The sequence below is a fragment of the Lacinutrix sp. YIN62 genome, from assembly GCF_057219185.1.
Map to the genome: position 1 here is coordinate 154463 of NZ_JBXVVH010000005.1, position 19125 is coordinate 173587.

20 protein-coding genes are annotated in these 19125 nt (G+C 29.3%); 15 read left to right on the plus strand and 5 right to left on the minus strand.

From position 1 onward, the window contains the following. Positions 1-185: 185 nt before the first annotated feature. A complete protein-coding gene (locus AC2D8I_RS05100) occupies positions 186-2429 on the minus strand; it encodes a ribonuclease R family protein (protein WP_484704915.1) in 2244 nt (747 codons plus the stop codon). A gap of 906 nt (positions 2430-3335) precedes the next feature. On the opposite strand from AC2D8I_RS05100, the gene rpiB reads away from it, so the two are divergent. Then, on the plus strand, positions 3336-3770 hold the full coding sequence (gene rpiB, locus AC2D8I_RS05105) for a ribose 5-phosphate isomerase B (protein WP_484704916.1): 435 nt from the start codon (positions 3336-3338) through the stop codon (positions 3768-3770). Positions 3771-3791: 21 nt separating this feature from the next. Next, positions 3792-4232, plus strand: a complete 441-nt coding sequence (locus tag AC2D8I_RS05110) for a GNAT family N-acetyltransferase (RefSeq protein ID WP_484704917.1) — start codon at positions 3792-3794, stop codon at positions 4230-4232. Positions 4233-4731: 499 nt separating this feature from the next. Here AC2D8I_RS05110 and AC2D8I_RS05115 read toward each other — a convergent pair whose 3' ends face one another. The 4 genes from AC2D8I_RS05115 to AC2D8I_RS05130 form a co-directional block, all read right to left on the minus strand. Next, positions 4732-5586, minus strand: a complete 855-nt coding sequence (locus tag AC2D8I_RS05115) for an OmpA family protein (protein WP_484704918.1) — start codon at positions 5584-5586, stop codon at positions 4732-4734. A 51-nt stretch (positions 5587-5637) separates the two neighbouring features. Then, complete coding sequence (locus AC2D8I_RS05120) at positions 5638-7281, minus strand: S41 family peptidase (RefSeq protein WP_484704919.1); 1644 nt, start codon at positions 7279-7281, stop codon at positions 5638-5640. Between the two features lie 107 nt (positions 7282-7388). After that, positions 7389-7748 (minus strand): ribonuclease P protein component, encoded by a 360-nt coding sequence (gene rnpA, locus AC2D8I_RS05125; protein WP_484704920.1) that lies wholly within the window; start codon positions 7746-7748, stop codon positions 7389-7391. A gap of 18 nt (positions 7749-7766) precedes the next feature. Beyond that, complete coding sequence (locus AC2D8I_RS05130) at positions 7767-8579, minus strand: S24 family peptidase (RefSeq protein WP_484704921.1); 813 nt, start codon at positions 8577-8579, stop codon at positions 7767-7769. 498 nt (positions 8580-9077) lie between these two features. Here AC2D8I_RS05130 and AC2D8I_RS05135 point away from each other — a divergent pair, with 498 nt between their 5' ends. From AC2D8I_RS05135 to AC2D8I_RS05195, 13 genes are all read left to right on the plus strand, one after another. Further along, complete coding sequence (locus AC2D8I_RS05135; RefSeq protein ID WP_484704922.1) at positions 9078-11249, plus strand: hypothetical protein; 2172 nt, start codon at positions 9078-9080, stop codon at positions 11247-11249. 237 nt (positions 11250-11486) lie between these two features. Next, a complete protein-coding gene (locus tag AC2D8I_RS05140) occupies positions 11487-12002 on the plus strand; it encodes a hypothetical protein (RefSeq protein WP_484704923.1) in 516 nt (171 codons plus the stop codon). A gap of 667 nt (positions 12003-12669) precedes the next feature. Next, positions 12670-14235, plus strand: a complete 1566-nt coding sequence (locus tag AC2D8I_RS05145; RefSeq protein ID WP_484704924.1) for an HAD family hydrolase — start codon at positions 12670-12672, stop codon at positions 14233-14235. A gap of 7 nt (positions 14236-14242) precedes the next feature. Next, positions 14243-14674: a hypothetical protein gene (locus tag AC2D8I_RS05150; protein ID WP_484704925.1), complete on the plus strand. Its 432-nt coding sequence runs from the start codon at positions 14243-14245 to the stop codon at positions 14672-14674. Positions 14675-14794: 120 nt separating this feature from the next. Continuing rightward, positions 14795-14953 carry a hypothetical protein gene (locus AC2D8I_RS05155; protein WP_484704926.1) on the plus strand — a complete coding sequence of 53 codons (159 nt, stop codon included), beginning with the start codon at positions 14795-14797 and terminating at the stop codon, positions 14951-14953. 74 nt (positions 14954-15027) lie between these two features. Next, a complete protein-coding gene (locus tag AC2D8I_RS05160; RefSeq protein WP_484704927.1) occupies positions 15028-15570 on the plus strand; it encodes a WG repeat-containing protein in 543 nt (180 codons plus the stop codon). Next, positions 15540-16490, plus strand: coding sequence for a hypothetical protein (locus AC2D8I_RS05165; protein WP_484704928.1), 951 nt, complete (start codon positions 15540-15542; stop codon positions 16488-16490). Before AC2D8I_RS05160 ends, AC2D8I_RS05165 begins: the two co-directional genes overlap by 31 nt. Positions 16491-16507: 17 nt before the next feature. After that, entirely contained in the window at positions 16508-16831 is a 324-nt protein-coding gene (locus AC2D8I_RS05170; protein WP_484704929.1) for a hypothetical protein, read from the plus strand. Continuing rightward, positions 16822-17121, plus strand: a complete 300-nt coding sequence (locus AC2D8I_RS05175; RefSeq protein WP_484704930.1) for a hypothetical protein — start codon at positions 16822-16824, stop codon at positions 17119-17121. Before AC2D8I_RS05170 ends, AC2D8I_RS05175 begins: the two co-directional genes overlap by 10 nt. 80 nt (positions 17122-17201) lie before the next feature. Next, entirely contained in the window at positions 17202-17579 is a 378-nt protein-coding gene (locus tag AC2D8I_RS05180; protein WP_484704931.1) for a hypothetical protein, read from the plus strand. An 88-nt stretch (positions 17580-17667) separates the two neighbouring features. After that, positions 17668-17952, plus strand: coding sequence for a hypothetical protein (locus AC2D8I_RS05185; protein WP_484704932.1), 285 nt, complete (start codon positions 17668-17670; stop codon positions 17950-17952). Positions 17953-18001: 49 nt separating this feature from the next. Further along, positions 18002-18214 carry a hypothetical protein gene (locus tag AC2D8I_RS05190; protein ID WP_484704933.1) on the plus strand — a complete coding sequence of 71 codons (213 nt, stop codon included), beginning with the start codon at positions 18002-18004 and terminating at the stop codon, positions 18212-18214. A 14-nt stretch (positions 18215-18228) separates the two neighbouring features. Then, the gene (locus tag AC2D8I_RS05195; protein ID WP_484704934.1) at positions 18229-18972 is read left to right on the plus strand and encodes a hypothetical protein; all 744 of its coding nucleotides are present in this window, start codon (positions 18229-18231) and stop codon (positions 18970-18972) included. Positions 18973-19125: the final 153 nt, after the last annotated feature.

Consider the following 19125-nt stretch of genomic DNA (forward strand, 5'->3'; position numbering starts at 1 on the left):
TAGTTGTTCCAACCATTGCATTTGGTATTTAAATTTTCTACATTATTTTTTAATTCTTTATAAATACCCATAAGTTTTCCAGGTAAATTTAAAAATTATAATTTCTGAAATTAAAAAAGAATGCAAAATAAATTTCACATTCTTTTATTATATAATACAGCTTAAGTTTTATAGTACTATAAAACTTAAGCGTCTCCTTTATTTACCAATTCAAAGTCTAAATGACGTTTAACTAAATCGGCTTGTTTTACCTTAACTACAACCTCATCACCTAATTGGTACATTTGTTTAGTATCGCGTCCTATTAATGCAAATTGTTCTTGATCAAATTCATAATAATCGCCTTTTATATCTCTCGTTCTTACCATGCCTTCACATTTATTAGAAATAATTTCTACATAAATACCCCAATCGGTTACTCCTGAGATTACTCCTAAAAATTCTTCGTCTTGATGGTCTTGCATAAAACGTATTTGCATGTATTTAATGGAATCGCGCTCTGCTTTTGTTGCTAAGTATTCCATATTACTCGCGTGTTTACATTTTTCTTCGTAAACTTCTGCATTTGCTGTTTTTTCGCCGTCTAAATAACGTTGTAATAAGCGATGAGCCATAACATCTGGATAACGTCGTATGGGTGATGTAAAATGACTGTAATGTTCGAAAGCTAATCCGTAATGTCCAATATTATCTGTAGTGTATTCTGCTTTACTCATAGTTCGTATGGCAAGAGTATCGACTAAATTTTGCTCTTTTTTTCCATTAACATCACTTAACAATTGATTTAAAGAGGAAGCGATACTCTTCCTGTCTTTAAAATTAAGTTTATGACCAAACTGAGATACCACTCCTTGTAAAGCGGCTAATTTACTTTCGTCTGGTTCATCATGTACTCTATAAATAAACGTTTTTGCAGGTTTTTGTTTGCTAATAAATTCAGATACTTTCCTATTAGCCAATAACATAAACTCTTCTATTAATTTATTTGCTGCTTTACTCGTTTTAAAGAACACCCCTATTGGATTGGCCTCTGCGTCGAGATTAAACTTTACTTCTACTTTATCAAAAGAAAGCGCACCAGAACTCATACGTTTAGCTCTCATTTTTTTGGCCAACGCATCTAATTTTAAAATAGCTTGCGCAATAGCACTTGTTGTTTGGTATTCTTTTCCTGTTAAAGAGACTTCTCGAGGAATGTTCTTATTTATTTTTTCAGCATTATTAATAATATCTGCAGCATTTATACTTACATTATTTTCAATAATAGCTTGGGCTTCTTCATAAGCAAAACGAGCATCTGAATAAGTTACTGTTCTACCATACCATTCTTTTTTTATTTCTGCTTTATCATTTAAATGAAAAACTGCTGAAAATGTAAATTTCTCTTCATTTGGACGTAATGAACAAGCTTTATTAGATAATATTTCAGGTAACATAGGTACTACTCTATCTACTAAATAAACAGAAGTGGCACGCTCATAAGCTTCGTCATCTAATAAAGTACCTTCTTTTAAATAATGAGAGACATCGGCTATATGTATTCCGACTTCGTATAAGCCATTATCTAAAACTTTAAAGGATAATGCATCATCAAAATCTTTAGCGTCCTTAGGATCTATCGTAAAAGTTAAATCTTTACGCATATCTCTCCTTCTAGCTATTTCTTCGGCATTAATTGTGGTATCGATATTATTAGCATAAGCTTCTACTTCATGAGGAAACTCATAAGGCAATCCATAATCTGCTAGAATAGCATGTATTTCTGTATTATGCTCACCTGGTTTACCTAATACTTTTAATACTTTTCCATTGGGGGAATCTGAACGTTCTGGCCAATCTTCTAAAGTTACCAATACTTTATCACCATCTTCAGCTTTGTTTATTTTATTTATTGGAACAAAAATATCTTTATACATTTTGTTTCCATCTACTACTACAAATGCATAATTGTTATTTTTTTGAATTTGAATGATGCCAACATATTCACTTTTAGCACGTTTAATAATGTTAGTAATCTCACCTTCTAGTTTGCCTCTTTTTCTTCTTTTATAAACATATAATTCTACCGTATCGCCATTTAATGCTTTATTAACATTATTAGATGCGATGTACACATCGTCTTCAAAAGCATCACAAATAACGTATCCAGATCCTTTTTGAGTCGCATCGAAAATACCAGTATGATATTCTGTAGTACTAAGTACTTTAAATTTACCACGTTCGACTTCTTCAATCTCTTGTTTCGCCTTGAGTAACGCTAATTTTTTAATAATTTGATTTCTACTACTAGCATCGTTTACACCAAGTTTAGCAGCTATTTGTTTATAATTATAGGATTGGTTTCTATCTTTTTTTAAAATACTTAGAATCGTATTTGTTAAGTTGGAAATCTTATTATGCGATGGTTTCCTTTTTTTCTTTCTTGTCATTTATTTCATCTTGTTTCTACACTTTAGTAGAACTCTTATTTAATTAATTCTCTTAAAAGTATTGATTTTTTTACGTTTGGGATAAACTATAATTCATAGGAAGTAGATTTAAAATAGGATGAATTCTTTTTAAATCAATCTATTAAGATTACTGCAAAGCTACACTTTTAATATTAAATCAATATTTCTTTAAAATTAAATTAATAAAAACAGTTATCCACATATATATATATTAATATCTTTTTCTTTTAAAAATTTAAAAAAAATAATGATGCTTATTATTGCTTGTTAATAGCGGTATAACTTTTATACATTTTGGTTTGATATGTTTTGAACTCTACTTTATTAACAGGTTATTATATCTGTAAATTATTGATTATTAAAGAAACTGTAAAGGTTGTTAACAAGTGTTTATAACTCCTATTCACTAATTATTTTTAATAAGTAATATAAATTTAAGTGTTGGTATCTGTATTTTTTAGCTTGAAAAATTGTCTAAAAAAAAGGCCTAACTTTTTTGGTCATCTCATTTCAATTTTTGTTTGAAAAATTAATTGAATAAACCTAATAAAAGTTTTCAAAAGCTGTAATAAGATATTAACAAGTAATCCCTATTTTAAGCTAGACTAATGAACAATTCCTCTCTTTTGTTAATAACGTAGGTAAATTACTTATAACATGCAGTATTAACTATTACTAACGTCGTATTCCTGTATTTTTATATTAAAAAGACTTTTGCTCTTATTTTTTTATTATAAGTGATAAATCGACCAAAATAGCTGTTACTACTTATGAGATTATTAACGAATTCAAACATAAGTCATATTGCTAATAAAAGGTAATTTATTGAGTGTAAGTTATTCTCAATTGTTAACTTTGAATTTTAAATAACATAACGACTAAATTATGACTATTTCTATAGGAAATGACCACGCAGGCACGGATTATAAATTTGCCATATTAAACTATCTTGAATCTAAAGGCATTACTGTTAATAATTACGGTACAGATGAAAAAAATAGTGTTGATTACCCAGATTATGTACATCCTGTTGCAAAAGATGTAAAGGAAACTAAAGCCGATTTTGGTATTTTAATTTGTGGTAGTGCTAATGGTGTTGCTATGACTGCTAATAAATACCAAGATATTCGTGCAGGTTTATGTTGGACTAAAGAAGTGGTAACTTTAATAAGGCAACATAATAACGCTAACGTTTTGTGTATTCCTGCACGTTTTACTGCCATTCCACAAGCAATACAAATGGTAGAAACATTTTTAAAAACAGAATTTGAAGGCGGTAGACACCAAAATAGAATAGATAAAATACCAGTACAATGTTAATTGATTTATTTATTAGTTATTATGGAAATTAAAGTTAAAACCTTTCAAGAACTAAGGACTCAAGAATTATATAATTTATTACAATTACGTAGTGCGGTTTTTGTTTTAGAACAGGATTGTGTATATCAAGATTTAGATGGAAAGGATAAAATGGCATTACATATTATAGGAGTTAAAAATGAAGAAGTAGTAGCATATACACGATTATTTAAGCCAGGCGATTATTTTGAATATGCAAGCATTGGTAGAGTTGTAGTTAAAGCTTCAGAAAGAAAATTTAAATATGGTTATGCTATTATGAATGCTTCAATAGCTGCTGTAAAAGCTCATTATAATACCACAACGATTAAGATTTCTGCGCAGACTTATTTAAAACATTTTTATAATAATTTAGGTTTTAATGAAGTTGGAGAAGAATATCTTGAAGATGGTATACCACATATAGGAATGATTAAAAAATAATCTTTTTAATAAAAAAAACCTCACTATAATTAGTGAGGTTTTTAATTTCAAAGTTATTACCTACTAAAATAACACTACTTAGAAATATATTTTATATCATTTTTATAAAATGACGATCTTATTACTTTTTTAGACGTCCTTATTAGTGTAACCTTTCTATTGAAAGCACTTAATTTACTATACTAAATTAAGTTTATTTTAAATGATTTATATATTTAATTTATATAAAAAAAAGTTAATAAAAATAAGGCTCTTTTTATCTAAATAACTTAGAGCGCCGCAAAGATAGTTCTAGATATTAGAATGATAAATATTTTTAGATAATAATCATTAATATTGGGTTTAATGGCAAAAAAGACGTTTAAAGGTTGTTTTTTTATGATGAAATACTCTTTTTTTAGTATTAAAAAAGGAGTATTCTAGTCATTATTAAAAATAATAGCTCATTAAGGGAGTTTAATACGTTTAAGAAACGCTAAAAATAGAATTTTTGTAAAAACTATTTTCTTTTGCCTACATAAGTTATTAAAATTTCGACGCGACGATCATCTTTGGCTTCTCCACCTAGTGGGAATTTACGGCGTAAACCGACATACTTCATACGTTTTTTATTTACACCTTTCTTGGCTAAGTATTCGTATATATATTTGGCACGAGCTACAGATAAGTTACGTTTTCTGGTTTTTTTATCTACGGCATCTCTACTCATTTGTGTACAGCAAACATGCCCTTGTATTGTAAAATATAGATTATCATATTCAACAAGTAGTTTTGCTATTTTTTCTAAAGTTTTTTTAGATTCTGCGGTAACATAACTATAACTTGTTTTAAAATAAATTTTATCTAAACGTATTTTATCGCCTTTTTTAATAGTCCCTTTTTTAATATCGTCTGTCGTTTTTGGACCATTTTTAGAAACTATAGTATCCTTTGTAGCAAGGGCTTGTTTTGGTTGCTTTTTAGAAACTATAATTTCAACCTTTCTGTTTAATCCTCTAATTTTATGAATTTCAGTCTCGTTTAATATTTTTAAAAGAATTTCTCCTTTACCATTAACATTTGTAATTAGATTAGAGTCAATACCATAACCAGAGAAAAGTTCTTTAATTTTATCTGCTCTATTTTGTGAAAGTTCTTGATTGTATTTATCGGTACCACGATCGTCACAAAACCCATAAATAGATATTTTTTCTATAGCTGTATTATCTAATGAGGAAATAAAAAGAAGTAATCTATTTTCCTCTGTTAAAGGGACATCATATCTATCGGTATCAAAATAAACATCATGAGTAATTTCATTTTGCGAAAAGGCAAAATTGAATAGTGATATAAGTAAAATAAATAGTCTTTTCATAGTCGCAATATTGAATATATCAAATTTTGAAAGCCGAGAATTTAAGCTATTTTAGTTCAAATATTTATTGTATTTAGAGGGGTTAATTAATATTTCTGTTGCTTTTTTTATTTCTGCATTATGCAATTTGTAGTAGTTATATAATCCTTCTCTATACACATATCTTTTAACAATTTCATCAGTTAATAATCCTACTAATTGCGTTTTGTTATCATCTATAGCTTTTAATTTAGATTTGTTAAGATTAGAAATTAAAGATTTGTAACCCTTTGCGATATCGTCATCTAAATTCTCAGTTTTAGCGATTTCGATAGCTTTGGATAGCGCTTTTTCTGTTTGTGTTTCAAAAGAAAAATGGGTCGTTTTTAAGTAGTTTTTAAACTCTGAGAAATCGGCATCTGTAAATTTAAAAGTATTAATATCGGTAATGTTATGACTGTAATAATATTGGGTAGCAAAATCGAATATACTTTGATTATTTAAAATAGCTTTTGTTATAGCCGAATTCTTAGAATATGCTAAGGTCTCGTCTGGGAGTACGCCTCCTCCATCAAAAACTTTTCTTCCGTTTTTTGTTTTAAAAACATGATAATCTTTTTGTTTTACACGAACAGCATTACCTTTTTCATCTTTGTTCCAATAATCTAAAGCTTGAATACAACGTCCAGAGGGTGTATAATATCGCGATATAGTTACTTTTAATTGTGTGCCATATGTTAGTTTTTTTGGGCGTTGTACTAAGCCTTTTCCAAAACTTCTTGAGCCAACTATCACTGCACGGTCTAAATCTTGTAAAGTACCAGATACTATTTCACTAGCAGAAGCACTTCCTCCATTTATTAAAACGACCACAGGTATTTTGGTATCTATAGGATCTTTTTTTGTATAATAAGTCCTGTTGTATTTTTTAACTTTAGATTTTGTCGTTACAACTAATTGTCCTTTAGGTACAAATAAATTAACCACATTTACAGCTTCACGAAGCAAACCTCCTGGGTTTCCTCTTAAATCTAATATTATACGTTCTGCACCTTGTGCTTTGAGATCATTTAAAGCATAGCCTGTTTGAGAAGCGGCTTTTGTATTGAATTTTTTAAGAACAATATATCCAGTTTTGTCATTAATCATAGAGAAATGAGGAACGGCATCAATCTCAATTTCTGAACGTTTTACAGTAGTGGTATATTCTTTACCTTGTCTTATATACGATAGTTTCAAAGAGGAATTTGGGGCCCCTTTTAAGAGATTAGAGGCATCGTCCTTGTAATTTGATATTAAGACCTCTCCTACTTTTATAATCTCATCTCCTGCTTTTAAACCCGCTTTATCTGCTGGATAATCCTTGTAAGGTTCTATAACAACAAGTTTGTCTTTTAATGTTTTTATTCTTGCTCCAACACCTGTATAATCGCCAGTACGTTTTATACGCTCTGCTTCAACATCCTGTTCGTTATAAAATCGGGTGTAAGGATCTAGCTCATTTAGCATATTTTTAATGGCATTATCCATAAGATCCCCAGGATTGGTTTCATCGACATAATTCATATTAAGTTCCTTAAAAAGCGTAGTAAATATTTCTATTTGCTTTGCGATTTCAAAGAAATCATTGTTATAGGTTTTAAATGCGGTTCCTGTAAGAAGTATGGAGAACGCTAGAACTGGAATAAGTACTTTTCGTTTTAGAAGTGTTTTCATCTGTTCTTTAGTTTATTGTTTTAGTTAGTCAGATAAAATTACCATCAAATTGTATTGGTAAATTAATACGCATTTATGGGGTATTTTATGGGTTCTTTTGTGTATGATTAATGCAAGCTGCTATTAAATTTACTAAATAAAGCTTTCATTTTAGAGTTTATAAGCTCAAAATTTGGTATTTCTTTGTTAATGTATAAAATCATAAGCGAATAGCCTTCAATGTTGTTGTTTATTAACATATTTTTATTAAGTCTATAGGCTTCACGTAATAAGCGCTTAATTTTAATGCGTTCTACAGCTTTTTTAAAATTTCGCTTGCTTACAGAGACGCCTACCTTCATTGTCTTTTCATTTTTTAGATAGACTAACCGTAAAGGGTATACCGAAATGCTTTGGCCTTCTGTAAAGAGTTTAGCAATGTTTTTTTCGCTTTTTAATTTTTCAGTTTTATTGTAAGTACGTTTCATAGGAAACAAAAATAGCTTCTAATTTTTTAATGTTTTATTTCCCATAGCTTCTTTAAGTTCTAATACTTGACTTTCTAATTCGTGCAACCTATCATAAACATCTATGGGTTCAGGCATTTGCTTAGAAGCGAACATCGTAACATCCCAAACTTCTATTATATTTTCAATATCAATGGTGTATGTGGGGTAGTTTCCATCTTTATTATCACTTTTTAATATGAGCTTACCGCGTTTATCTATTCTGTTAATAACACGTTTTAAAACAATACCGTCGTTTTTACTAACAATGATATAAACGCGACCATCCTTTACTTGATTTAAATCCTCAACATAGTTTCCAAAGACTAAATCTCCATCAAAAAAAGTACGTACCATAGAATTACCTTGTACTTCAAAACACCTAAAAGTTCCGTTATTGAGTTGTGGCATATTAAAAGAAGCTAATGTTTTGATATATTCGGTATCGCCATAACCCTTTAAATAGTCTGTTCGTGCTTTTACAGGAACATAAACCACGTTTTCTTCATTATCTTGGTTTACTGCTACAACTTGAGGGACTCCAGAATATGTTTGATTTTGTACTGTTTCCGCCTTAAGCATTAAATCACTTTTACCAAATAAATAATCGGGATTGATTTTAAATTCATCAATAATTGCCGATAAAACATCGTAACCTGGTTTTGTTTTCTTTCGAGATCCATCTGCTTGCGGACGTCCATTAACAATACTATCTATAGTAGTTCCTGTAACGCCTATATGTTTTGAAAAAGAAAAATTATTTAATTTAAAGTGTGTAATAATAGCTTTTATTTTCTTATCTATGGTTTCCATAAATTATTTTGGGTAAAACATTTTACAGTATTTTATGTTATATGTTTTATATATAGAGTGTAATCACACAACAAATATACAATATTATCTATAAATCAAACATTTGTATAAAATAGGGTCACGATTTCTTGATTTGCATGCTTAGGATATCTTAAAAAATCAAATCGATGCCTAACTATTTAAACATTTTATTGAATATGATGGAGGATTATACCTTTCATTATTAAGGTTTTGTATTCAGTTAAACCTATTGTAAAGCAAAATTTAAATAGGTTATAATTAATGAGTAATGAAATTAAGTAAAACCTATTTAAGTTCGTTATTGTACGTAATCCTCAATTAATTGACGATAAAACAGACCATCCAGGTTTTGTATAGCATCCAGACGAAAGTCAAAGTTCTTTTTTTGAAGTTATAAAAAGTGCTCAAGCATCCGAAAAGAGGATAAGATTAATAGAGACAACAAAAACATTTTCAGCTTTAAAAACTAGAGCAGAGGTGCGTAATAAAAACAAGGGTTTGTATCAGTTTTCGTCTTGGTTAATGCGTAATAAAAATGATTTATCATATCAATCTATAAAAAATAATCTAAACGAAGTAATACCATTAGGGAATCTTAAATTAAGTATATGGGAAAACTTAATATATCAAACAGTAACAAGAACATCTGTTCAAGTGCGTGAAGCTCTAATTCAATTATTAATAACGGACCAGTTTTTAGAAGCTTTTAATCGTTTTAAAGTATCTCTTATAAATGATATAAATGTTGTGTTTACAGAGGAGCAATTAGAATTGTTTAGACGTCGTGCTTACGCCAGTGTTGTAATCAATAAGTCTTTATTTTTAGATAAGGAGAAATTAAGTTTGGAAAAACCAAGACGTGTAACAGAGGTTCAGGAAAGAGCGATGTTAAAAGCAATAGATGTTGAAGCTGCTCAAGAAAATATAATGGCATATAAAATTTTGGATAGCGAATTAAAAAATATAGAAGCTAAATCTAATAAGGCATTAGAGATAGCGTATGATCAAGCTATATATGAATATAATGTTTCTATAGATAAAATTATTGATGATATAAAACCAATTCCAAATGAACCATTTCCAAATGTACCTTTTCCGAAATTTAATTTTGAAAAGCGTAAAACGGTAAATGAAAAGGAGTTATTAAGCGAACTATCTGCCGATGCTATGTGCGTGTTTGAAAATCAAAATTTTGAGATCTATGAAGAATTTTCTGAAGTTTATGAACAAATTGATGCACAGGTTAAAAAACAAAATCAGATTGTTATAAATAATGAACAACATACTATACCTAGAACAATACTTGTTGGAGGAGTTAAGACTTCTGTTGCTAGTAAAAGATTAAAATTAGATCCATACTGTTTCTTTGTGTCTAGAAAGAATTTAATAGAAATTAATGGTTTAACTATGTTTTTAGGAACAGGATATTCGAGTGTTCAAATTTCTGAAGCCTCATATACATTAAGAAACGAAAGAACTGGAACTGAATCTACAGGAACAATAGTTCAAGTTAGTGCTGGATTAGATAATGTAAGTGCGCGATTATTTTTCCGGATGAATCATTCTATTGACAGTAATACGCCTTATCGTTTTTATGGTACGCTTACTTTAAATAATGGTGTAACCTTAAACTTCAATGAAACAAATAATATTTCTAAAAAAGGAGTTATATTTAGTGGGTGTTGTGATATTATTAAAGGAGATGATGTTATATTTGAAAGTTTCCAAAAGCCCGAAGTTTATGGAATTACTAGCTTAGGAATTGCCGATTTTAGGCGTGTTGAGCAAGAAGTATGTTGCTATGTTCCAGGAGAAGTGTCTCATATAGAAAATGTCATGGCTCGTGAGTTTAAAGAGCGTTCGACAAGAAGTTTAACGAGTATAGAAAATACTACAGAGGAAACTTCGGAACGCGAAGTAGAAAATTTAACAGATACTACTACAACAGAGCGAAATGAAATGCAAAGTGAAGTTGCTTCTGTATTAAATGAAGATAAATCTACAAATTATGGCGCCAATAAGGTTGCTAAGTCTGCAAACATAGTTGCAAAAATAAAACTTGCTGCTGGAATTGTCGAGATTACAAGTGGTACAGTAAATGCTTTAATAAAACTAAGTGGTACAGATTCTGAATTTTCTAAAGCACTACAAAAATATTTATTTTTCCTAGAAATGCTTACGTTAACAGGAGAGTTAACAGTAGCAATAAAAGGCGGATTAAAAAAGTATGCTAGAGAAGCCTTAGTACAAAGTGATGATGCGATTAGGAAAACCTATTCAGATGTGTTTAAGCAGTTAGAAGAGGTTGCTGAAAAAGGATTAAAAAAATCAGCTAAATTAGCTAAACGTAAAGCTAGAACCGCTAAAAAAGGAGATATAAACAAATCGTTTTTTGAAAATGTAGGTTCGAAAGTAAAAATAGAAGAAACAACTGATTTAATCTCAGGTCAAACAAAAGATTGTACTTGTGTTGCAAACTCTTTAAGAATGGTGCTTTCAGATGTGGGAGTTGCAGAATTTGAAGAAAGTTTAGCAATAGCATTAAAGACAGATAAAAATGGAGCAGTTATTTCTGATATACCTAATGCTATAAAGAGTTTAGAAATAGACGGACTTTCTCTTATAAATAGAGCAGCTAAAAACAGCTAAAAACATTAATTTTAATACATTATAAAAATTAATTAAAAATGGTAATAAAAAGGCTGTTGTTAGTGTTAGAACTATAGATTTAGGAGCTCATGCAGTTGTTGTGGATAAAATTGAAAACGGGCGTGTTTTTGTAAGAGATCCTTTGTCTTTAAATGCAGGCTCTTATTATAGTGTTGATATTAAAGATTTTGAAACAGTATTTAATAATAAATTTGTAACGATAAAAGTTAATTAATCATGATAGAGGTAGAAAGAATACAGGATAATGTTAATGGTGAACTGCCAGGTGGGGCAGATTATCAATACATAATAGTAGAAAACATAGAAAACCCCAAAAGAGAGCTCAATATTTTTAAAGAAAGTATGAAGGCTTTAATAGAAAACAAAAACCTAAGCCCAGAAAGCTCAAAATGGAAAAAATTATTGCCGCAAGCCATTATTGCTTTTGTTAATCAATTAGAAGGGGACGATTATCATCATGATGACTTAGTTTCTAATATCTCAAACATTGTTGATGGTTTAACAAGGTTAAAGAATTGGGAATGGTATAGTTCTCAATTGTACGAGGATGGTTTTGAGGTTGTTATAAAAGGTCAAGATGTAGGAGGGAAGTCCATTACTCTATTACATCATCAAGGATTACCTCATTCAAGTTTATTTATTGGAGGAGAAGATTATAAATATCCAACTAAAGGTGTTCGAGATGTTTTGAGTTACAAAACTTGGAATCCAGAAACATTGGAACTAAAATAGATTATTAATTTATGTATAGAGATATACTATAGTTTTAAAAATAGAGCATCAAAAATGATGCTCTATTTCTATTTTAACTGTTAAATTTATAGAATAATTAACACCAAAATGATTACTAAAAGAACAGGCCTTGGCAATAGTAATTAATGTGCTTAAAAGTAAAGAGATTGACTATGTGAGTGTAGATACTGGTTATGTGTCTCATAATAATAAAAAAGCATCTTAAAGATAAAGGAACAGAAAATGAAAACTCCTTTTTCTTAATATTAAAAAGAGGCTTTTACATTTAGGAACACGACTAGTAGAAATTGCAGCAGATTTTACGTTAGCGCCACTAGGAGATTTTTTTGAATTTGTTTCCGATGGGATACAAAATAGTTTAAGACTATCAGACAATAGGTGGGAAGCTACAAAAGATGGGAAAACAAATCCAGATTATAATCCTATTTTACCAGGCTATAAATTAATAACCGAAAGTTTTTCGCCAGAAAAATTATCAAAATCTATAGACGAAACGTTCTTTAAGCCCTTTACACCAAAAATAAAGGAGATTATAACAAAACTAAAAGAGACTAAACCTTTAGATAAGCTTATAGGTAGTAGATTAAATAGTGTAAAACGCTTTATTGATAAAATACCAGAGTATTTAAAAACATTGTTAGAGCTTATGCAATCTGCCTTAAAAGGCGCTTTCGAGTTTTATAATGGCTTATTAGTAGGTATTATAAATAGTTTGGTAGACCTTTTAAAAACAGTCTTCGATATTTTAGCATTAATATGTAAAGGTTTATATGCGCTTTTAAAAGAAGGTGTAAAATTTGTAAACTCTCCAGGCGCTTATATGGGGATGATTGTAGAAGGTTTAGAAAACGGTATCGAAATAATAACCAATGCTATAACCTTAGATAATTTAAAAGCGTTTATGGGGTTCCAGTTTTTTATAATTAAAAAAGTTGGAGAGTTAGGTATTAGCGCTATACAAAGCTTGCAAAATTTGAGCATTTCAGACATAAAAGATGCGGCGAGCGAAGCTACAGATGTTAGTATTCCATTTGATAGTATTGGTTATTATACAGGCTATATTATTGGTTTTATAGCTCAGGAAGTGCTAATTTTTATGGCAACAGCAGGAGTTGGTACAATTGCCGAAGGTATTAGAGGCGCAGTACGATCGTATGTAGAGTTAGGGAAAGCAATAGGTCGAGTGTCTAGTAAAGTAGCTAAAGGCGTGCACAGAAAAATAACAATTTCTGTAGAGTTATTTTTAAAGATTATGAGAAGTGTAAAATCTTTTGTAAAAAATATACCTAAGCATTTTGAAACTTTAAAGGGATGGATAGATAACTTATTAGCAACTTTAAAAGCAAAAACAATACTAATAGGAAATGTAGCCTATAGTTTTGTAGATCCAATATCTATTTTAGGAAAAATATTCTTTAACCTAGCAAGAAGAAAGCTTTGGAAAACTATAGCTGGGTTTGGAGTGAAAATGCAAGAAGTGAGTAAAGGGGGGTATGCTTTTACATACAAAGGGGGAAATTTAGTAGAAGATTTAAGTAAATCTCAAGCAGAAGAGTTTTTGAAAAAAATATTTTCAAAAATAAAAAAAGAATCATATGTAGGTATTCAAAAATATTTAGACGAATTATTAATATTATCAAAAAGTCCTAGACAGATCTTTAGTAAAGGTAAATTAATTGCTAAATTTACAAGAGGTAAGGAGTTAGAGCTTTTAGGACGGCAGTTTAAAAAGCTTTATGGAGGATCTAAAATTTTACTTAAAGAAGATTCTACCATAGCTATTACAGGTTTATTAAGTGATGTCTTAGATGTAAAAAGACTAGGTTTTAAAGTAGATGGACTATGGAGACAAGGAATAAATGTAGGAGGTTTAGATATGTTATCTTCTCCCGTTTTTAGTCAGTTAAAAAAGCAATTTGCACATTTAGAAAAAACAAACCCAAAGCAATTTTGGAAAAACGTTACAGATGGTTTTTGGGATAAAGTTAATAAGCCGTGGTTGGATGATATTATAGAAAGAGGAGATGATGTTAGGTTTGTAACTAATCCAACATTGGAAAAATCAAAATATGTATATATTACTAAAGAGCAAAAGTTTGCAACAGATCCAGATGGAAATAAAATATTAACAATATTTGCTAGAGAGGTAGAATATTTATTGAAAAATGGTTATAAAATTGAAGGCAGCATGGCTGTGAAAATTAAAAAATAATTAAAAGATGGATGAAAACTTATATATGCCAGAAGGACACATGACGGCGAGCATGGTTCGAGAAATAATGAAAGAATTTGAATGGTCTAATACTTATCATATTATAGATGAAACAGATCTTGTAGAAACTGTTGTTGTTAAATTTTCAAAATCAGAGATTGAGTTTAAAGAAGTTCCAGATGATGGAATTCATATTAATTTTTTAACATACAATAATAAAGAATTAGATGCTGAAATGCCTGATATAATTGAATATATTGCAAATTATAATCCTTCTGAAGATTTGGATTTAGAATTTAATAATTATTCTAGTCCAATTGAAGATGTTAAGACCTCATTGAGAAATAATTTTAAAATTTTACAGCATTATTTTATGCCTTTTATTTTAGGAGAAGAAGTTTCTTGGGTTGAAGAGTATACGAATAGAAACAATAGTTAGTTCGTAATCTCGTTAAATGTTAAAAAGAGCATCAAATTTAATTTGATGCTCTTTTGTTTAGTATAGATTAAATTTGTTATATGAGTAATTATTATTTAAATCAATTTTTCGAAAAAAAAAGTGAACGAACCTATACCTTATAGAAAAGGAGAGGTTTGGGGATATTCAAATATATGGGGAGACATTATTATAGAACCAGAATATGAAGAAGTTTCATTTTTTAGACAAGTAGATTTCCTTGATTTAGAAAGTTTAAGAGCTTGGGTAAAAAAAAGGTAATTATTTTTATGTTATAGATGCAGATAATAATTTACTTACTAAAGGGTATAAACAAATTAAATTTTTAAGCTTTTTTGGATTTCCATTTAGCTTTTTTGAGATTACATCTAGCGAAGAAAAAAAAGGCGCTTTTTTTTAAAAACAGTATAATTACTGAGCCTATTAATGATGTTATAGAAAAAGAAGATGTTGGAATAAAAGTAACTTTAAATAATAAATGTGGATTAATAGATAGCGAAGGTAAAATTATTATACCTGTTAAATATGATGACATAAAACCAATAGAAACCAATAATAGCTCTGGTATTATACAAGAATGGGAAGCTGTTTTAAATAATAAAATAGATAATTATTCTTATATAAGTGATATCGAAAAGAAGTTTATGGATAATCTTGTAGATGATGATTTTATAGATAGTATTTATATTTCTATTACATCAGAAGAGAATATAATAAAGCGTATATATAATAAAACAAAGGAAGGAGCTGTAGTTTTAAATTCTAAAAAAAGGATAGAACCTAATTTTGATAGGCTAAAAATAGGCTGCGTTATGTCTATGAGCCTAAAGATCAATTGCCTTTTGGAATGCGTTTTTTTAGTTCAGCAATTACACTAACATTTAATTATGTAGGAGCGCTTTTAGAATTTTTAAATCAAACAGTTTTTTACGACGGAGATTTCGATTCGTTTACAAATAACAAATCATTACGACAGAAGTTTCTAGATAATTATTCAAGATTTAAGGTTGTTGTAGAAACAGGTAAATATGTTTATGAAGAGGTTTATAGTCCTTTCGAGAAAGGAAATGTACTTCGAAAAAAGGAAATAAAAGTCACCTCTTATTACCATCCATTTCAGCCAATTTTCTTAAAAGATGTTGACAATCAAAAAACAGCGCTTAAACTAGATAGAGTAATGCCTACTTTTTATTTAAAAGCAGTAGAAGCAAAGAAAACTGTTTCTAATATTTATACCTCTTTAGAGTATGCTGCAGACGTATTAACAACAATTTCTGGAGTTGGTAATATTGCAAAATTTAGACATTTAAGTAAGTTATCTAAATTGGTTAAAGTAACAAAAGGTATCAAAAACGCCAATAAGGTTGCTAAGTCTGCAAACATAGTTGCAAAAATAAAACTAGCAGCTGGAGTTGTCGAGATTACAAGTGGTACAGATTCTGAATTTTCTAAAGCACTACAAAAATATTTATTTTTCCTAGAAATGCTTACGTTAACAGGAGAGTTAACAGTAGCAATAAAAGGCGGATTAAAAAAGTATGCTAGAGAAGCCTTAGCACAAAGTGATGATGCGATTAGGAAAACCTATCCAGATGTGTTTAAGCGGTTAGAAGAGGTTTCAGATCTTCGTAAGATAGTAGATTCAAAAGGGTTAAGAGGGTCTAAGCCTTTGACAACTAAACAGAAAAATGATATAATTAAATATGGAAAAAAATATGTTTCTAAAAGTGAAAATATAGATGAATTAATTCAGTTTTCTGATGAGTTATCTACACAAGAAACTGGCTACAGTTATTAGTTGTAAATACTGATATAATGCCAGGAATTGGAACTAAAGCTAACTCTAGGTTAAGTTGGAGAGCTGCAATAACTCATGAATTAGAAGGGCATAGGGCAGCTGCAATAGCAAAAAAACAGTTAATGATCCAGATATCATTTGAAGCTAATTGGCTATTAGAAGAAATTCAGGCAAGTGTTAGATCTAGTAGAAAAGGAAAAGATCTAACAGATATTGAAAGAAATGATTTATTACAGGATGCAATTGAAAGATTTGAAAACCCTGAATATAATGTGTTTCTAGAAGGAACTAAATATGGAAGTTATACTTTTGAACAAATAATAGATGTATTATGGATTTAACAAAATTAAAAATAGGTGCGCTTATTGAGCGTAAAGGAAAAATAATTATAGGAGCTAATTTTATAGTTGAAGAGGTTAAACAAAAGGTTAGAAAACTAGCTCCAAGAACGTTAATTGAAGAATTAAAAGGTAAAAAGATTACCATTTCTAAAGATGATATTACTACGGAAATAAATGTAGTTTCGATTGATGTTACAAATTCAATTTCAGATTTTAAAAGCGTTTATTTTGAAACTGATTTAGAGGATTTAGGATCTTTAGAAATAAATGACGCAATAGAAATTATTTAAATATTAATATTTTTTAGTGAGTTAAATAGCTGCCATAATTAACTTAATTATGGTGGCTATGTATTATTTGGATGTAAGAGATGAATTATACAGAACTAGAAATAATTGAAATAGCAAAAAATGCAATGAATGATATCGAATGGGGATATAATACTAATAAAAGTTTGATCGCTATTTTTAAAAGTAAGGAGGAACAAATAGAAAACCTGGATGAGGTATACAATGCTGGTTTTTTGCCTAAAGTAATTACTTATGATGAAGCTAAAAGTAAAATAAAACCCTATTGGATAATAGGGTTTGACTTTGAAGAGGAGTCTGAAATTTTTAATAATAAAATGTTTATGGAAATAAGTGATGATACTGGAGAGCCATATTATATTAGACATAAGCAAGCAGGGGTGGAAATATTAAAAAATGGAGAAGGAAAATACTTTTTAAAAGATGATTGGGTAGGATAACTGCAAAACATAAATTTAAAAAATAGCGCATCAAAACGATGCTCTATTTTTGCTTTAACTCTTAATTTATAAAATAATTAACAACAAAATGATTACAAAAGCGCAGGCCTTAGCAATAGCAATTAATGTACTTAAAAGTAAAAAGATTGACTATTTGAGTATAGATACTATTAACGATATTAGATATAGAACTAAAAACGAATTAACGCAATCTATTCCTCATGGGAAATATTACGGGCAAAAAATTGATATTTATAGTGTTTCGTATACAGAAATATGGGGTTTAGATGAAAGAACAATGGGTATAGATATAAATGCTAATACAGGAGAAGCTCTGTATATAATAACACCACATATTTTTATAGATATTTAACTCTTATAAATTATTAAGAAGTAAACTAAATTGGTTAAAGTAACTAAGGGTGTTAAAAAATGCCAATAAAGTTGCTAAGTCTGCAAACATAGTTGCAAAAATAAAACTTGCTGCTGGAATTGTCGAGATTACAAGTGGTACAGATTCTGAATTTTCTAAAGCACTACAAAAATATTTATTTTTCCTAGAAATGCTTACGTTAACAGGAGAGTTAACAGTAGCAATAAAAGGTGTATTAAAAAGTATGCTAGAGAAGCCTTAGCACAAAGTGATGATGTGTTTAAGCAGTTAGATGAGGTTGCTGAATTAGAGAGAGAGATTCTTAAAAAAATTAAAAATGGAAGATATCAAGAGGTTTTGGATGGTCCTGCTGTTTATTTCTTTAGAGGGTATTCTCCAAAGGTTGGTGGTGTAGTAGAAATAACAACCTATACAATGCAACACGAGTTGTTTCATTTAAAACTTTGGCATAAATTAGAGAAAATTTCAGGCAAGAAAATACCTAGAAAGTTTCATGAAGAATATGTACTATCTGAGTTTTTGAAAAGCAAAGAAAAATGGGACATATCAGATTTATTAAACGATGTCAACGTATATAATGAAAACTTCAGATTTCCAAAAGGTTTACCTGCAGTTGACTTAGATTATTTTAAGAATTGGAATTTAGAAAAAAAGTTAATAAAAATGAATTATACAGAAGAAACAATATCGGAATTAGTAAAACAAATGCTTAGTGATTTAGATTTGTATTATTTTGAAGATAAAGCCTTTAATGTCTTTTTAAGAGAAGGCGAATTGCAAGGGTTTGAAAAAGAATATGATTTTGTTAAACCATGGAGATGTTTTGTACAGACTAAAGATTGGCAATTTGATACAGATGAAGGGGTTTTTAGTTTTATTATTGAAGACGAAACTTCAGAAAAGATTTTATTTATAGATGGTTCTGGCGGACAGATTCCTCATTCATTTATTAAAAAAGATGAAAAGGGAAAATATAACAAAGAATTTATTAAGAGATAAGTTTTTTAAAGAAGTCGTCCTTTTTAAACAGCCTCTTTGGTTTGCTTTGACACTATCCTAAAAAGTGTGTAAGTTCAAAATTTCAGGGTTAGGTTATTTATATCCTAATCCTGTTTTCAAATATAGCTAAAAATTGGTTTAGTATAAGTCCCC

Excerpts from the sequence above, each read along its gene's own strand:
- rpiB (WP_484704916.1), top strand. The coding sequence starts at position 3,336 with ATGACTATTTCTATAGGAAATGACCACGCAGGCACGGATTATAAATTT.
- AC2D8I_RS05145 (WP_484704924.1), top strand. The coding sequence starts at position 12,670 with ATGCAATCTGCCTTAAAAGGCGCTTTCGAGTTTTATAATGGCTTATTA.
- AC2D8I_RS05115 (WP_484704918.1), bottom strand. The coding sequence starts at position 5,586 with ATGAAAAGACTATTTATTTTACTTATATCACTATTCAATTTTGCCTTT.
- AC2D8I_RS05180 (WP_484704931.1), top strand. The coding sequence starts at position 17,202 with ATGAATTATACAGAACTAGAAATAATTGAAATAGCAAAAAATGCAATG.
- AC2D8I_RS05185 (WP_484704932.1), top strand. The coding sequence starts at position 17,668 with ATGATTACAAAAGCGCAGGCCTTAGCAATAGCAATTAATGTACTTAAA.
- rnpA (WP_484704920.1), bottom strand. The coding sequence starts at position 7,748 with ATGAAACGTACTTACAATAAAACTGAAAAATTAAAAAGCGAAAAAAAC.
- AC2D8I_RS05110 (WP_484704917.1), top strand. The coding sequence starts at position 3,792 with ATGGAAATTAAAGTTAAAACCTTTCAAGAACTAAGGACTCAAGAATTA.
- AC2D8I_RS05165 (WP_484704928.1), top strand. The coding sequence starts at position 15,540 with ATGCGTTTTTTTAGTTCAGCAATTACACTAACATTTAATTATGTAGGA.
- AC2D8I_RS05130 (WP_484704921.1), bottom strand. The coding sequence starts at position 8,579 with ATGGAAACCATAGATAAGAAAATAAAAGCTATTATTACACACTTTAAA.
- AC2D8I_RS05170 (WP_484704929.1), top strand. The coding sequence starts at position 16,508 with ATGCCAGGAATTGGAACTAAAGCTAACTCTAGGTTAAGTTGGAGAGCT.
- AC2D8I_RS05100 (WP_484704915.1), bottom strand. The coding sequence starts at position 2,429 with ATGACAAGAAAGAAAAAAAGGAAACCATCGCATAATAAGATTTCCAAC.
- AC2D8I_RS05150 (WP_484704925.1), top strand. The coding sequence starts at position 14,243 with ATGGATGAAAACTTATATATGCCAGAAGGACACATGACGGCGAGCATG.
- AC2D8I_RS05175 (WP_484704930.1), top strand. The coding sequence starts at position 16,822 with ATGGATTTAACAAAATTAAAAATAGGTGCGCTTATTGAGCGTAAAGGA.
- AC2D8I_RS05140 (WP_484704923.1), top strand. The coding sequence starts at position 11,487 with ATGATAGAGGTAGAAAGAATACAGGATAATGTTAATGGTGAACTGCCA.
- AC2D8I_RS05120 (WP_484704919.1), bottom strand. The coding sequence starts at position 7,281 with ATGAAAACACTTCTAAAACGAAAAGTACTTATTCCAGTTCTAGCGTTC.